At 54.7% G+C, this 15,784-nt stretch carries 14 protein-coding genes; 2 read left to right on the top strand and 12 right to left on the bottom strand.

Translation table 11 applies throughout. The features are described from left to right. Positions 1 to 4 precede the first annotated feature (4 nt). The 5 genes from BUB27_RS02925 to BUB27_RS02905 all read right to left on the bottom strand — a co-directional run bounded on the left by BUB27_RS02925 (position 5) and on the right by BUB27_RS02905 (position 8,289). The gene (locus BUB27_RS02925; protein WP_143158046.1) at positions 5 to 2,266 is read right to left on the bottom strand and encodes a ComEC/Rec2 family competence protein; all 2,262 of its coding nucleotides are present in this window, start codon (positions 2,264 to 2,266) and stop codon (positions 5 to 7) included. Between the two features lie 15 nt (positions 2,267 to 2,281). Next, a complete protein-coding gene (locus tag BUB27_RS02920; protein WP_143158045.1) occupies positions 2,282 to 2,872 on the bottom strand; it encodes a tetratricopeptide repeat protein in 591 nt (196 codons plus the stop codon). A 151-nt stretch (positions 2,873 to 3,023) separates the two neighbouring features. Continuing rightward, complete coding sequence (locus BUB27_RS02915; RefSeq protein ID WP_234991656.1) at positions 3,024 to 3,479, bottom strand: type II toxin-antitoxin system RelE family toxin; 456 nt, start codon at positions 3,477 to 3,479, stop codon at positions 3,024 to 3,026. Positions 3,480 to 3,506: 27 nt separating this feature from the next. Further along, positions 3,507 to 5,300, bottom strand: a complete 1,794-nt coding sequence (locus tag BUB27_RS02910; RefSeq protein WP_143158044.1) for a serine/threonine protein kinase — start codon at positions 5,298 to 5,300, stop codon at positions 3,507 to 3,509. A 301-nt stretch (positions 5,301 to 5,601) separates the two neighbouring features. Further along, positions 5,602 to 8,289: a protein kinase domain-containing protein gene (locus tag BUB27_RS02905; RefSeq protein ID WP_143158043.1), complete on the bottom strand. Its 2,688-nt coding sequence runs from the start codon at positions 8,287 to 8,289 to the stop codon at positions 5,602 to 5,604. Positions 8,290 to 8,386: 97 nt separating this feature from the next. On the opposite strand from BUB27_RS02905, the gene BUB27_RS02900 reads away from it, so the two are divergent. After that, a complete protein-coding gene (locus tag BUB27_RS02900) occupies positions 8,387 to 8,800 on the top strand; it encodes a globin domain-containing protein (RefSeq protein WP_143158042.1) in 414 nt (137 codons plus the stop codon). 8 nt (positions 8,801 to 8,808) lie between these two features. Here BUB27_RS02900 and BUB27_RS02895 read toward each other — a convergent pair whose 3' ends face one another. The 4 genes from BUB27_RS02895 to BUB27_RS02880 all read right to left on the bottom strand — a co-directional run bounded on the left by BUB27_RS02895 (position 8,809) and on the right by BUB27_RS02880 (position 13,652). Beyond that, the gene (locus BUB27_RS02895; protein ID WP_159434765.1) at positions 8,809 to 10,749 is read right to left on the bottom strand and encodes an NPCBM/NEW2 domain-containing protein; all 1,941 of its coding nucleotides are present in this window, start codon (positions 10,747 to 10,749) and stop codon (positions 8,809 to 8,811) included. A 372-nt stretch (positions 10,750 to 11,121) separates the two neighbouring features. Beyond that, entirely contained in the window at positions 11,122 to 11,757 is a 636-nt protein-coding gene (locus BUB27_RS02890) for an N-acetylmuramoyl-L-alanine amidase family protein (RefSeq protein ID WP_143158040.1), read from the bottom strand. A 186-nt stretch (positions 11,758 to 11,943) separates the two neighbouring features. After that, complete coding sequence (locus BUB27_RS02885; RefSeq protein WP_143158039.1) at positions 11,944 to 12,690, bottom strand: 3-keto-disaccharide hydrolase; 747 nt, start codon at positions 12,688 to 12,690, stop codon at positions 11,944 to 11,946. A 107-nt stretch (positions 12,691 to 12,797) separates the two neighbouring features. Then, positions 12,798 to 13,652 (bottom strand): alpha/beta hydrolase, encoded by an 855-nt coding sequence (locus BUB27_RS02880; RefSeq protein WP_143158038.1) that lies wholly within the window; start codon positions 13,650 to 13,652, stop codon positions 12,798 to 12,800. Between the two features lie 180 nt (positions 13,653 to 13,832). Between BUB27_RS02880 and BUB27_RS02875 the strand changes: the two genes are divergently transcribed. Beyond that, on the top strand, positions 13,833 to 14,708 hold the full coding sequence (locus BUB27_RS02875) for a hypothetical protein (RefSeq protein ID WP_143158037.1): 876 nt from the start codon (positions 13,833 to 13,835) through the stop codon (positions 14,706 to 14,708). 96 nt (positions 14,709 to 14,804) lie between these two features. On the opposite strand, the gene BUB27_RS02870 is transcribed toward BUB27_RS02875, so the two are convergent. From BUB27_RS02870 to BUB27_RS02860, 3 genes are all read right to left on the bottom strand, one after another. Then, positions 14,805 to 15,065, bottom strand: coding sequence for a Txe/YoeB family addiction module toxin (locus tag BUB27_RS02870; protein WP_143158036.1), 261 nt, complete (start codon positions 15,063 to 15,065; stop codon positions 14,805 to 14,807). Continuing rightward, positions 15,062 to 15,322 (bottom strand): type II toxin-antitoxin system Phd/YefM family antitoxin, encoded by a 261-nt coding sequence (locus tag BUB27_RS02865; RefSeq protein ID WP_143158035.1) that lies wholly within the window; start codon positions 15,320 to 15,322, stop codon positions 15,062 to 15,064. Before BUB27_RS02865 ends, BUB27_RS02870 begins: the two co-directional genes overlap by 4 nt. 82 nt (positions 15,323 to 15,404) lie before the next feature. Then, positions 15,405 to 15,767 (bottom strand): hypothetical protein, encoded by a 363-nt coding sequence (locus tag BUB27_RS02860; protein ID WP_143158034.1) that lies wholly within the window; start codon positions 15,765 to 15,767, stop codon positions 15,405 to 15,407. Positions 15,768 to 15,784 lie beyond the last annotated feature (17 nt).

The following is a 15,784-nucleotide window of genomic DNA, read 5'->3' as shown; positions in this document are numbered from 1 at the left end:
CCGTTTACTTCGGATAGCGGAAAGCCCGCAGTTTTATACCATCACTCGCGGGCTCCAAGATCGCCGCACCGGACTGATCGAGGCGGTGAACCTGGATGCCCTGCTGCTCCAAGCTAGCGTACCAAGCCTCTCCTCTGGATTCCCCTTCCGGAAAAGCGTGCTCGCTGGCGATGACAAGTTTGGGCGAGATCTTTTCCAGCAAAGCAGGCGACCCAGAAAGGTCTTCGCGGTGCTTGCCCAGCACCAGAATATCCGCAGAGAGATCCACGCTGCCCTGCATGGCCCATTGCTCGAACTCGAAGCCTGAGTCACCCAGAAAGAGCAGGGTCTTTCCCCGCCAGTGAAGCCGGAGGACCAGACAACGGTCATCTGCCAGACCTCCCACATTTCCCGGTGCATAGAGGACTTCGATCCAGCTGTCTGCATCCAGCGCCAGCCGCTGTCCCTCGCCCGCTCTCAAGGTAGTGACTCCCTGTGAATCCAGCTCACTGAGTAAGGACCGCAGCAATCCACGCGACTGCCCTTCATCCGGCACCAATGCCTGCTGAATCTGGTAACGCTCTAGCAGGGGCAGGAAACCACCGCAGTGCTGACTGTCCGCATGGGTAGCAATCATACTATCCACTGGAGCACCATATCGGTTCAAGGAGGGCCAGACTTCCTGATAGAAGGCATCACGATCCCCCGCATCCAGCAAGGCACCTCCACCGATTCCCAGATAGGCACAGGCTCCCCCCTCTGGCATGGCATAGACCACCACCCTCTCGCCCTGCTGCCATTCCTTGTGCAGAAAATGGCTACCGGGGGCATCCGCGAGAGCTGCCGCCATCCCGCGTGCTCCAGCCGCCTGCAGGCCATTCAGGCGATTCAACTGCTGGGAGGCCTGCGGCCAGAGACTGCCGATACAGAGAGACACACAGCACAGCGACATGATGAAGAAGGCCATGAACACCAAAGGTACCCCTAACAAGAAGGACGCTGGCGTCACGATCCCAAAATGCCAGAACATCAGCGGCGCGGAACCTAACCAGGCGCTCCCCCCGACTGTGAGTCCCCCGCTGAGCTGCCGCCTCGTCCAGAGTGAGCATTCCTGATAACGGGAATACAAGGGCCTCGGCAAAAAGGGATCCATGTAGTGAATCCACCGGAAGCAACGATGCACCAAGGAGGTGGTCAGCACGATGGCCACCAGCACCCCAAAGGACAGCTGGAAACCCGGCATGAAGATCATGTGTCCATTCCAAAGCACAGCCACCAGCGCACTCAGGGCCACGCCATTTCCCAGCACGGGCTTGCGCGAGAACAGCCAGGCACCAATAACCAGACTCCCCATCACCGCGGCGCGCATGGCTGGCGGTCGCATACCTGTGACCATGGCGTAAAAGAACATCACCGCGATGACCGCAAGCACCCACACTTTCCGGGGCACACCGAGAAGGCGCAGCATGAAGGCCACAAAACCACCAATCATCATGACGTGCAGACCACTCACTGCAAAGACATGGATCGTCCCACTCTTGCGAAAGTCCTCCACCATCTCTCTGGCTCCCTGTGGGCGCTCGCCGAGGAACATCGCCCGGATCACCTTTTCATCCTGACCACCAGGCTCCAGACCCGCTGTGATTCTTTCCCCTATCCAGCCACGGGCATACCAGGCCCAGCGCTGTAGTAGGAAGCGCTTGTCCACCTCTCCAGTAGGTTTCGCGTCCCAAGCATCCAGAACTGTATGCACTCCGCGCCTCGCCAACCAGTCCTGCTGATCCCAGGCGGCGGGATTCATCGCCTTGGCGGGAGCTACCAGCCGTCCCTTTACCAGCAAGACATCCCCAACAAGCGGCTTCACCTCCATCCAGGGAAGATCCAGATAGAGCCTATCCTGCGTGCTTGGCCCTACTGTAGGCGTCACCATGACTTCCCAGCCCTCACGCCCGCTCCGCACTTCATCCATCACGGTAAATGGTGCTTCCACTCTCTCCCCAAGATGTGCGGCTATGGAATACTCCCGTGCCAATCGCTCATGATAGAGCACTCCAGAGGCCACCGAACAAAACAGAGCCAGCAGCAGGCAACGCAGACCACCCAGACAAGAGAGCAGCAAGAAAGCAAGCAAGGCGAAGCAGAGCAGCCAAGACCACTGATCTACTAACAAAACGGCAGCCACACTCGCCAGTGCAGGCAGCACCATGACCTGCCGCCTGATCCACTTACCCAGACGACTCTCAGTCCAACTCAGGCAAGCAGCCGGGAGCTGGGATCGGGCAGCCATATAGTGAGAGAACAGTTAGAGAGCACCAAGCTCGCGGAGCTGATGGGTCGCATTGGCCGAATGACGAGTCTCAGGAAAGAGCTCGATCACTTGCCTGAGGATATTCACGGCAGAATCCTTGTCCTCACGTTCTTTGAGATGGATCTCCGCCATGCGGAACATGAAGTAGGCAGCGTCATTGACTCTCCACTCATGGCTTTCCAGGCCTTCCTTGAGTATAGCTACCGCACCATCAGGGTCTTCCATTTGCGTCAGCTGGATCTTGGCCATTTCGATCCAAGGCATACGGTTCTCAGTATCCGTCTCCGTGACTTTACGGAATTCCTTGAGTGCACCTGCGTAATCTCCCTGAGCCATCAAGGCCCGTCCATCGTGCATAGGATCCTCGATCTCAGGCTCACCACCAGGATCACTGTAGAGGAGACGGGCGACCGCATCCGAGATAAGAGGCAGCGCATAAGTAATAAACATTAGGCCGATGTAGAGACCAGCGAGAATCGAAACACTCATCCTCAGGAAGACATCCTCCGGCCCCGCTGTCCGGTAGACGTGGATAACCAAATATGCGATAGCAGCACCGATGACGCCGTAGATAATTCCCTTCATAAGATTAAGTTAGAAAAAATATTCAGCATCATTCCTAACACGTTCCGCAGGCGATGGGCAAGCCCCAAGCGAAAGAACCCGCTAATCCTAGACAGATTACGGGTTCGAAAGCTTATTTTATGGATCTACTGACCCCCGGAGAGATCCGGAATTACATCCTGCGGGCATTGCGGCCCTCATCGATGAGCTTCCAGAAATGCTTGCTCTGGCTGAGCGCCTCATCCTCACCGACAGGCATTTTAGAGCGGAAGAGGAAATCTGAGAAGGTGTTCTTGTGCAGAACGCGGTGCACCACGACCAGATCATCCTGTACCTCAAAGTAGATACGATACTCTTTGGCACGGAAACGGTAGAGCACTTTATCATCGCGCTCCAGCTTGGCGAAATCCCCCCCATCCATGTCTTCCAGCTTTTCTCTGGTGACCTGGAAGGAATCTAACAAATCCAGCTGATCCAAGGTATCCATTCTGGATAGCTCGGCGGCACTAATTTCATTGAATACGATCTGAAGCACGGCGGCACTGTAGCCATATAGCCCGCGAAGGACGAACCTTTTTTCCAAACTCGTAAAAATGAAATGCCGCTCCCGGCAAACGGTGAGCGGCATGGGTAAATCTATTACTGGAGATCAGGCTTAGGAACCGGCCTGCTCATCAGGAAGAGGCAGTCCTCTGGCAATCAGACGGATTCTCGTCTTATCCTCGCGGATGGACTCGACCTCAGCCTTAAGCGCCTCGATACCCTCTTTCTGTGCTTGGGCATCCAGCTCCTTGAGCTTCTTCTCGCAAGCCCTCACATACTCAGAACGCATGGTGCTGAACTGCTGCTCGTAACGCTGGTCGATGTCCCGCTGGTCTCTGAAATACTCAAAGTGGGAACGCGTAATGACGAAGTGCTCACCAGAAACTTTCTCAGGGATGTACTGGTTCTGCTGCATCGCGCCATAGAAGGCCTCGGCCTTCATTTCCACCCCGTCACGCTCGCCATTGTTCAGCTTGCGCACCGCACGCTTGATCTCACGATTGTAGCGGTCGATGTTCTTGGCGATCTCTTCATTGTATTCTTCTACTGTGGAGGAATTGTGAATGACGACATCCTGTCTCAAGCCCTTGATGAAGGCCTTGTGGTCAAATGTCTGGATCTCTGCATCCTCGACAACTACAGGCCTCGAAACCTCCTCAGGCTCCGCGACTCTGCCACGGCCTGCCTGGAGTTCAGCTTTGAAGGCACGCATTTCCGCCTCGCGCTCAGCCGCCTTGGCGAGGCGCAGTTCTTCTTCCTGCTGCTTTTTGAGCCTGCGGGCTTCACGCTGCTTCTCCATATCGGCCTCTTTTTCCGCACGGATGCGCGCGGCTTCCTGCTCGGCAGTCTCTGTCGCTACTGGAGTTGGCGCAGGCTCATCCTGCTTGGACATGGAATTATAAGCCACGACACCGACTACCGCCAGACCTGCCACCAGCAGGAGAGGAACTACTGGGCTCTTCTTTTTACTGGAAGCCAGATAGGTTGGAGCCGGGGTACGTAGAGCACCTACGGTAGCTCCAGCAAGTGGCCGAGCCCCCATGGCTGCCGGCGTATTGGCAGTGGTGAGCAAGCGGCTGGTTGGAGGTGACGGGACTGGCTCAGGATTGGTCAGTGAGCGAAGGAGTTCCTCGAGATCCTCAGCCATTTCAGAGACAGATGAGTATCTGTGTTCCGGATCCGGCTGGATGGCTCGAGCTACAATGTTATCAAAGCGCTCATCGGCCTCCGCAGCCTCGCTCGGGCTCATGTAAGGATCCACAGGCATTCCACCAGTGAGTAGCTCATAGAGCATGACACCCACGGAATAGATGTCCGAACGCTGGTCCACGTTCTCCGGATGATTGAGCACCTCTGGAGCGGTATAGCCAGGCGTACCAAAGACGACACCGCCTCCTTCATCACCCTCGAGCGGTCTCGCCAGACCGAAATCCACGATTTTCGGGCGCACCTGATCATCAATCAGGATATTGGCCGGCTTGATATCCCGGTGAATCAGGCCTGCCTCATGGGCGTGCTCCAGACCGCGGCAGATATCCAGAATAAGACGGGCGGCCTCTTCCTCTTCCACCACCTGGCCATGGGCCGATTCATGCAAGGATCTCCCCTGCACGTATTCCATGATGATGTAGAGCATGCCATCCAGCTCACCGAAATCATAGATTCCGACCAGGTTAGGATGGTTGAGACGAGCCATCGCCTTGGCTTCTGTTTCAAAGGACTGACGATAGCTTGGATCTTCTCCAAACACGTCTGGTAAAATCTTGATCGCCACGGGACGGTCCAGGGAGACCTGTGTACCATGGTACACGGCACCCATTCCTCCCTGTGCGATGAATCCATCGACACGGTAGGCAGAAAAAAGATTATTAAGTTCCTCAGGTTGAGGTGGGGTAAATTGATTCATAATCACTTTTTATGCGGTATTTTCAGCAACTTCAGAGGAATGACACACGATCCTCTGCGGGGCTTATAAAGTTAATTATCCTGAATAATCTAGTCAAAATTTAAAAAATGCGTCGTCAAAGCACGGCAGAACAATGGATCCAGCCTACAGCCTAACACCACACAAAAATCGTGACACTCTCGATTCATTTAGGAATCAACTACACGTAGTACGCAAAAGTTGCGGTCAAAGTTACAAAAAAAATCCCCACCCGATAGATCAGTAATCGAGTGAGGATTATAAAAGATTGCGAGTGATCGGTCTACTCGACTCCCATCAACTCGAGGAAGGACTTAGTCGACTTCTGCGCAGCAGAGATCTCATCTTCCACAGAACGGGAAGCGGTGATTTGCCCTTTGGAGACTAGGTCATCCCTGACTTTCTTGAGCTGGCGAATGTAGGCCATGCGGATCTTGTCCACATCTGCGAGGAACTCTTTTTCGATCCGCTGCTGCTTGTCATAACCGTAGCTGGTAAAGCCTCTGACCTTCTGGCTAGGCCCCTTGTTCTCGATCTCATCAGGAAGCCTTTCCTTACCGACGAAGGTGGTCTTGAGTGCTTCAAGCAATTTGCCCTGGATTTCTTTGTCCCCTTTGGTGAGTCCATTGAAGTAGGTGTCAATATCCCACTCGAGACGTTTGATGTTCTCGGCATGCTGCTCTTCTCTGGCCGTATTCTCCTTGGCCAAGAGCTGCTCAGCCTTCGTGCGCAGAGATGCAAATGAGGCATTCACATTGGCAGCATCTTCACTGAGCTGCTCTGGGGTAAACTTCGCCTTGTCCTTGCTCCACTCGATCAGGATATACGAAACTCGATCCGAAGAAGTAAGATCTCTCCATGGCGAAGATTCCGCACCAAAGGCGGCCACAAGCTTTCCATCTCCGGGATAGTTCTGATCCCAGTTTGCAAAACTCCATGGCTCACCCGTAATCCAGGTCCATTTGTCGCCGGAGCGCTGGCCACCGATCCAGGCCATCTCACCTGCAGGCAATGTCTCAGCAAGAAACTCCTTCACGGCTTCCAACTCTGTCTGATCAGTCGGCACGAAGAGTTCACCGCCGGCATCCTTGGCCAGACTTCTCGCCTGAGCAAAGGTGCTAGGCTCATAGACCAGGCAGAAATTACGGCTGCCGATGGAGTACGTACCCGGAGGGTAAATAGGATCAATCTGGTTCAGCGTCTGTCTGGTGAACTGGAGTCGCTCGCGGATACCACCAGGCTGACTGCCATCTACACGCCACTCCATCACGAAAGGCTGCTTGTCCTTGGAATTGAGCAGCTCAAAAATGGCATCTGAGCTCAGCCCCACGTAGAAGAGCTTGCTTGTCTTACGCAATCCCAAGTCATTGGCATACACGGTACCATCTGACCAGGCCCAGAGGTTTCTGCCAGCTTTACCAGCTCCGACCCAGGCGGTAGTGGCGGCTGGAATTTTCTCTGCGATGGACGCTGCATCCGCACTATCACGCACGGTGGCGAGATATGCGCCGTGCGCGCGGCACCACTGATCGGCTTGCTGCCAAGTCATTGGTGTCTGCACATAAAGAAGCATGCGAGACTTGCTACTCAGGTAGAAGGTCTCCTTGGGCATCTCGCTCAGCGGACGGCGTCCGCTTGCCAAGACGTCTTTCAAACTCTCCAGAGCCTCAAGTTTGGTCAAGGGCTTCGGAGCCGGCTTTGGCTTAGGCTTCGGGCTCGTTGATCCAGAATTATCATTCTGTCTGTTCCCGTTCTGATATTGAGCTTTCTGGGCAGCGATGATGTCCTCACGCTCTTTTTTCCTTTGAGCCTCTTCCCTGTCGATCTGCTCCTGCTGCTGAGCAACGCGCTCCTTGCGTTTGGAGAGCTGGTCCTGAGCCACATAGATCGCCACCAGAAGAATGATGATGATCACGATATTCCGTGTCACCGTGCTATTGCCGGTCACATCCACCTTGGCGGTAGACGGAGTCGCCGGCCTGGCAGGTGCGGCACCTGCAGCTCCGGGCGTGGCCAGCTTTGCGGCAGGCGTCACAGGCTGGGCCGCAGGTTTCAGCTTGGCACCGGTTTGGCGTGCAGCGGTCCCGGGAACCCCGAGATTGACTGAAGACTTCTTCGCCGCAGGCGCAGCTCGGAGCCCCCCTGTCGGCGGTGCTGAAAGAGTACGCAGGATTTCAGCGAGTTCGTCGCCCATTTCCTTGGCCGTCGAAAAGCGCAACCTCATGTTCGGGTTGATCGCCTTGCGGATCACTTTGTCCAGGCGCTGGTCACAATCGACATGAGTGTGGACGGCCTGATAAGGGCCTTCCGGCTTGGCTCCAGTCAGAAGCTCATAGAGCATGATGCCCACAGAGTAGATATCCGCACGCTGGTCTACATTGTCCGGGCTGTTAAGTACCTCGGGTGCTGTGTAGCCAGGAGTTCCGTAGATGACACCGCCAGACTCAGAGTTTCCAACGGCTCGGGCGAGACCAAAGTCACCAATCTTCGGAATTTTCTTCTTCAGGAGAATATTGGCCGGCTTGATGTCACGGTGGAGAACGCCGGACTCATGAGCGTGATCCAGACCTTCACAGATCTGGCGGATGATATCGATCGCAGTCTCTTGCTTGATCGCCTTACCGTAGGCCTTTTCGTAAAGGGACTTACCGGGGACAAGCTCCATGACAATGTAGAGCAAGCCTTCGATTTCACCGAAATCATAAACGGCAATCAGGTTTGGATGATTGAGACGGGCCATCATCTTGGCCTCTGTCTCGAAAGATTCGCGGAAAGAAGCGTCTGCTCCGAATTCCTTTGGCAGCACTTTGATAGCTACCGGCCTATCCAGGGAAATTTGAGTAGCTTTGTATACAGCGCCCATGCCACCTTTGGCGATGAACGACTCAAAGTGATACTTGGGTAGTAAAGATTCTACTTCTTCCAGCGAGGGCGCCTCGAAGTGAATCTGGTCGTGAGGATTGTGGGTCATGTTCTTATGTGGGAACGTGTGAACAACGGATATCTTAGTTTACTGCTGACCTTTATCATGTAGTCTTGCCCTAAAGAGCAGTTCAGCAAACGCACCGATGGACGAAGAAAGCATCATGAATCTGGTTGGTCGAGCCGGAATTGAAAGAATGACGAAAGCGTTTTACGCCAAAGTGAAGGATGACGACATTCTCGGACCCATGTACCCTGAAGCGGACATGGCCGGAGCCGAGGAGCGCCTGAGGGACTTCCTTCTCTTTCGTCTAGCCGCCGATGAAACCTATCTGCAGAAACGTGGCCACCCCAGACTAAGGGCTAGGCACATGCCTTTCACCATCGGCATCAAGGAGCGAGACCGCTGGGTGGAGCTGATGGACGCCGCCATGGTAGAGGCTGAAATCCCAGCCGAAGCAGCCACAGCACTCTCGAAGTTTTTTGCCCAAGTGGCGGACTTCATGCGCAACACGCCGGAAGGCGGCGGGGTCCATTTCAATCCCCGCGCCAACCAGTAAGCTGCGACTTAGCGCTTGAGTTTGACATCAAACCAAGTGGACCAGTCACTGCCGATCCCGTCACCACCGTCTTCGGTGATGAGCTCGAGGGTCTGCACGCCCTCGACATTGAGGTCAAAGTTTCTGAGCTGGTCACTCTTGGTATTACCAGATTTCCAGAGCACCTTGCCATCCCCCTTGATGACAAAGGCGGCTGTTCCCCAGCTACCGTTTGCCATGGAGGCAAAGCCTGAAAGCTTGTTCCATTTTCCGCCGAGTGTATAAACCACTCTGGACTCCGCGTGAGCAAAGAGTCCGGTGGAGAAGGCACGCTCGGCAGCCACCAGCATGGGATTCTCACTAGGCACTTTGTCAAAGACCGGGCGACCGTAGCCCACCTTGATGGACTCATACTTGGTATCCGTCAGCACCACTTCCTTGGTACTCTCCGGCAGAGCGGCCGGTGCCGGCAATGGCCTGGATTGGTTCTTCGCATTGACCAGACGCTGGGCAATCTCACGCATTTCCGGGCTGGCATCCGCTGGGAGCATGTCCATGCTGGCAGTTCCCTTGTTCACGGCGGCGAAAAAGTCTGTGAGCTCCAGCTTCATCAGAGCGAGGGTGAGATCCACATTCCCCTCTTTATCCACGGAGTATGGGTGGTAATACTTGTCGTTTGGACCAGCAAAGGAGGAAGCATCGCCATTCACGTGCAGGAAGGTGATATTCAGGCGGCCAGTCTTACCAGGAACCAACTCCTTGCATTCCAGGCTGAAGTCGCCGTTTTCATCCGGGATGGAAACGGTCATGTGTGAATTATAGTCACCGCCACCGGTAGGATCCATGTAGCCGAGAACCGCATGCACCGGGATATCCGACTTCACGTTACCACTCACGGTGAAGGACTTGCCGTGGTTTTCAATGTTTACATTCGTCACCTCGCGCTTGGCGATCTCGCCAAAGCCTTTGGCGGAGCCATTGAACATAGGGTGAGCGGCCAGCTTCAGGCCATGGCCGAGGTTCAGGAAAGAGCCCAGGCTCTCGCCGCGCAATTCCTCGCCGTAGGTGAAGTTACCATTCCCCATGAGCGCCGTACCAAACTCCTTCTTCTGATCTGCGGTCTCGCGGTTGTGCGGCAAAGACAGGGCGTGACCGAGCTCGTGGGCGATACCACCGATGAAGATGGAATTGTACTGACCGAGTGACTTCTTGCCGTACTGGCCGTCGCGGACAAATTTCCCTTTCTCGGTGAGATCATCCAGATTCAGGATCTCAGAATCCACCTGCCAGGCGGTTCCTTTGACGCTGGTCCCGGAGGCATAGTAGGGAGAGTTCTGGCGGATGGTGCGGTGCTTCTCATTCCAGTTCGCCATGTTACAGAAGATCACGATGGTCTCCTTGTCGGCATCGATTCCGGCCTTCTTGAGAACTGGCACGCAATCTTTGCGGATCTGGCCTCCACTTTGCACGTTGTATTCAGCATAGGGCTTCTCACCCCTGACCACGTGAATACGCATCTTGCCCTCAGGATCGTAGTCCAGGTTGACGGTCTGTCTGCCAAAGCCAAGGGACTCCATCTCATCGGCATAGAAATTCTGGATGTGCTCGAGAATCTTCTGCAGGCGCTCCTGGTAGGCTGGTGCCGGATCACGGTCAGCAGGAGTCCAGTAAACGATGTGCAGCTTACGCTCGATGGTTTTCTCTGGTCTTTTGCCATGATAAGCCTCAAGGATTTTCAGAGCTTTCGGCACCTTGATAGCGATATCGCGAGCCGCTGGTGGCAAGCTAGCGGGATCCACTGGTTCTGGCTTAGGCTCCGGCTGAGCTTCAGAATCAACCAACTCAGCTTCGGTGGCGGAGGATTCTTTCTCCGGCTGAGAGCTTTGGTCGTTCTTATTACAATTGATCAGGAGGAGTGTGGCTGCGGCCGTGGAGGCGCAGACGAGAGGACTTAGTACAGAGAACTTCATGAGCAAGGTGTGCGTGCGTGTGCGAGGAAGTACGTAATTTGTAAGTAAATTTATCAAGATTATTGCACAGATTGCATGCAATTGCATCTGGCTCTTCTGATGAACAAAAAATGCCAGCTCTAATGAACCATCATCTCTAAGATAGTCACTTATTGTTCTAATTCAGAGTCCCCGACCGGAACTCGACAAGAATCAAAGAGTCAGGTAGGCGCCCCAGACTGAGGATCCTGGGCTAGTAATCGGACCACTAGATAGACGATCACGCCAAGCATGAGCCAGACCTCGATCTTGCTAAACCAGCGCATTGTCTGTCCGGGCTTTTCCTCCATACATCTCTATGAGGGATAAGGCCTGGAAATATTCCAAGGAAGCTCAGCGCACACGGCCGGATCGGCGGGCGGACTGGTAGCGCACGATGCCCTCGACGATTCCCTCTGCAATATCCTGACGATAGTTGCCACGCTTGCAGTCACGGCATTCGGAGGAATTGGAGACAAATCCACCCTCGACCAGAACGGCCGGATTCTTCGCATGGCGGATCACATAGTAGCGGGCAAACTTCACCCCCCTGTCGACTGCCCCCGTCTTGCGCAAGGTCGCATTCTGGATGTACTGCGCGAGAGCCTTGGAGCGGGAGCTGTAGTAGAAAGTCTCGATCCCTTTGACATGGCGCTTGTAGGTGTAGTTGTAGTGGATGGAAACGAAGATGGAGTTGCGGTAGCTGTTGCCGATCGAGGCACGCTTCTGCAGAGTAATGAAGTGATCGCTATCACGGGTCATGCGGGTGCGGTAGCCTTTGCGCTTGAGCATATAGTCCACACGCTTTGCGGTATCGAGCGCCAGATGTTTCTCATACACCTTGCCATAGGAACCACCGATATCCTTTCCTCCATGCCCTGCATCAATCACTACCGTACTGAAAGCCCCAGCAGAACTCAGACCCGCTGTACAGAGCAGAGATAGCAAGATAGCTAGCAGTGGGCGCGGTGTGAGGCTTCTTTTGGGCATGAATACGTCTTTCTTTTGATAGTAAAGGGGTTATGCGAATTAAGGGAGGGCGGCAAACAAAGTAGCCACACATGCCATCGCATAAATACCCCCTACCTGTCAAGCTGATACTTAAGACATCTAAATCAAAACCCCGCCATCCCTTGAGATAGCGGGGTCAGAAAATTCAAAAAAAGCTAACAGCTCTTACTTGGCAGGAAGAGGTGTGAGCTCCACCTTGCGGAATTCGACCTCGGTCCCCTCCGCCTGGAGAGCGATCTGGCCTTTGGAGACGGTGCATCCGGTGCCGTGGTTAACGAAGTCACCATTGACCCAGACCTTGATCTCATCACCCACGCAGTCGATGATCATGGTGTTCCACTCACCTGGAGTCTTTTCGGAACCATCGGTCAGGTTCTTGATATTGCGGGCATCGCCTTCGGAGCCGCCGAACTTCTGGTTTTTCCCTTTCGGGCGGCGCTTCTCCATATCTGGCACGGAGATATCTTGCTCAATGCACCAGAAGTCACCAGCGGAGCCGGACATCATCTGCACCTCGATGGAGGCAGGAAACATTTTATAGAGCGCGCGAGGCGTGGAGGAATGCACCAGCACACCGCAGTTGCCAGTCTTGATGCTGCCGTCCTCCTTCTTGCCAGAGAAGCGGTATTCTACGACAAGTCGGTAATCGGAATACACCTGGTTAGTAGTCAGGTGGCCGAGTGGGCGCCCCATACTCACCAGCTTGCCATCACGCACGATGAAGCTAGGCTTGATGTCTTTGTTGTGGTCGGCAGCCGGCACGTCTGGTCTCCAGCCTTTCAGGTCCTTGCCATTGAAGAGCTTGATGGTCTTGTCCGTAGCGGCGGTATCCGGAGCTTTAGGTGACTCAGCCAGTACGGTGACCGGCAGTACAAAGGCACATGCGAGTATGGTATTCTTGATGATATTCATAGATGAGTGTGGTTGAAGCAGGCTATACGCCCAAAACAGCAGATTCCTTCAAATCTGTTCGATTCTGCACCACCCGTACACCAATCTGCAAAAAGATACGAGACAATCTAGTAGTCCACAAACTGCCCCACTGATGGGTCCAGATCCAGAAAGCCCTGCTCAGCCAGGAATCCATTCGCCGCCTCCAGCGTCTGCACGAAATGCTGCTGGTTCACATTGAAGTTAAAGAAGGAATGGGTGGCCCGGTTGAAGGGGACAAAGCGGGCGATGTTCCGCTTGCCCTGCAGCCTGCGGCAGAATTTCTCCACCGTCGCCACTGGCACCGTGGGGTCCGCCACGCCGTGGAAGAAGATCATCGGCGGCAGCTTGCGGCGCACGTTCTTGGTGGGTGAGGTCCGGGTAGCCTCCCTGCGGGAAGCAAACTTGGACATGCCGATGCCCTTGTTCGTGGTATCGATAATCGCGCTGAAAAGGATGAGAGCATCCGGCTTGCCGGAGTAGAAGCCATCATTTTCCACCTTCTTGTGCATAGCGGCACAGAGGGCAATGTGGGCTCCCGAGCCAGCTCCGCCAGCCACCACCTTCTCAGGGTCGACCCCCAGATAGCGGTTGTTTTTACGGATCCACAGAATGGCTGTTTGCGCATCCGCGATCGCCTCCATCGGAGTGGTATTGTGGACGGAGGAAACGCGGTACTCCACGACGATGCCCACGGCTCCCTCACTGACAAAATTCAGCGCCTGCGGAGCAAACTGGCTCGTCATTTCATTATCCCACTGGCCACCATGGAAAAAGACCACGGCCGTGCGGTGATCTGTCTGCTCATGGCCTGGAGGAAAGAAGCAATGCAAGGTAAGCTCACCCTGCTCGGTCTTCTTATAGACCATCGGGGTTCCATCTTTGAGGAGTTCAACATCGCGGATCACAGCGATCGGCGACTTTATGATTGGCTCGGTCTGCATGGGAGGCAAAGACTAATGGAGAGTCTGAGTGGGTGTTCAATCTTCGTCAAGTTCGCAGAATCCGTCCTCTGCCAGGCCGCTGGCCTATGAATTTCTTGAAATTGATGTTCGTGGGATCGACAGGGTTGTGCAATGCTTTCTGCAATGCAAAGTCGTTTTTTTTCACCCCTACTGATAGCCATGACGGCCTGCTGCTGCCTCTTCAGCCTTGCAGGTAAATCCCTTGCGCAGGAAAACAAACTGCTGCAGTCACAGCTGGAAACCACCTACGGCACCTGGCGAAATGCGATGATCAAGAAGGATCCGCGCGCTTGGTCCCAGACCACGGCCACTCACCGCCAGCTCCACATCAAGAACCGCATCCTCTCCGAGAAGCGTGCTTTCCCCTCCGCTGTCTTTGAGGTACCCGCCTCACCACCGGCTATCGACAACCTGAAAGCCCTACGTGTCACCCAGAACGGAGCCACCGCCACCGCCGTCTACTTCGGCAAGGTGGATTTCGGCGTAGGCGGCCAGCCTACCGACAACCTGCTACTGCTCCATTTCCTCAATGAGCGCGGCCGCTGGAAATACGACACCGCGGACTACATCAACCTCGGCGCCCTGCCAGAGATCCGCAAGAAGCTCCAGGCCGGCGACTACAGCTACGTCCAGCACGAGGACTTCAAGGCCAGCGGCAAGACACCGGAAATGCCTATCGCCGTGAAGGGCGCCCAGTACATCGCCAAGGTCTACGTCTTCTGCCCGGGCCGCGAGGTGAAGGTCAAAGTCAACCGCATCTCCGACCACCGCTTCCAGGACACCAAGCAGGCCGAAGTCATCATCGGCGGCGCCAAGGCCGGCCGCAACGACCTGCAATTCGCCACCAAGCTGCTCGAGGGAGCCAAAGGCACCGAGCCCCTCAGCATCCGCGTCTATCTCATGTCCACCGTCCCGGGCGTGAAGCCAGTCAAGATCTACGAATACCAGGTCGCCGACAAAGGCGAGGTCAAAGCCTACGGCAGCGGCACCTTCGTCATCGACAACAAAGTCCACAACCAGCTGCTGGGACGATGAAGCCCATTGGAGAAGTCACCATCGCCAATGCCAGCTCCTGCCCCCAACGCGGCTGGAGCTGGGTGGATCATTCTTAGGCACTCGCTTCGAACCGAACTAGATATAGTGATATCTAGCCTGAGCTACTTGGATCACTTGATCCGAAACACGGTAGACTAGCCTGTGTTCATCGGTGATACGTCGTGACCAGAAGCCAGAAAAGGCATGCTTCAAGGGTTCAGGTTTACCTATCCCTTGGTAAGGATCATCCCGGGAAATATCCTGCAGCAAGGCATTGATTTTCTTCAAAACCTTTCGGTCATGCTGCTGCCAATAGAGGTAGTCTTCCCAAGCTCTGGTAGAGAACTGAATCGTCATTTCTCTAGATCATCCAAACTCTTGATCACGCCTCCACCAGCCTCCAGCTCAGCAATCGACTCTGCTAGCCTTGCTGCATTCACTGGAGACCGCAGCAAGTAAGCAGTCTCTTGCAATGACTCGTAGTCTTCAAGCGACAGCATCACCACGGACTGATTACGCTTCCGAGTAATAATCACTGGATCATGGTCTTCACAAACCTTGTCCATCGTAGCGGCAAGATTCTCTCGCGCAGATGTGTAGGTAATCGCCTTCATACGTACAGGATAACGTACAATGGAAATCTGTCGACTAAATTCACCAAGCGCTTAACATGTCAAACGTAAGACCTCAAACGACTTACGCACTCGCTTCGCTCTCGGTGCGGCTCAGGGAGGCCCCAAGGGTGAGACGCTGGCCGTTGGCTGAGGTGAGGCTGTTTTCATCGATCACGCCTTGCAGCTCGGTCAGGACGCTGATCAGGTCAGCACCTACTTGCTCCATCTGCTCGCGGCTCATCTGGTCATTCCAGCAAGCCAGGTAAATGCCACCGGAGAACTCCGTGCTCGACCAGCTCTCTACATGGGCATCCAGGATGGTGGCGATCTGCTCCTGCATGGCAGCAGCACTCGCTATTTCCAGCTTAGTCACATAGCGCAGTTGGGGCTGCCCGTCGATCTCTAGCATCTCGCCAGTCGGCACGTGGTATTTCAAATCACTCATCGGTTTTATGACACGTA

The sequence above is a fragment of the Rubritalea squalenifaciens DSM 18772 genome (assembly GCF_900141815.1).
Lineage (GTDB): Bacteria > Verrucomicrobiota > Verrucomicrobiia > Verrucomicrobiales > Akkermansiaceae > Rubritalea > Rubritalea squalenifaciens.
This window is presented reverse-complemented; position numbering and strand designations above follow the sequence as displayed.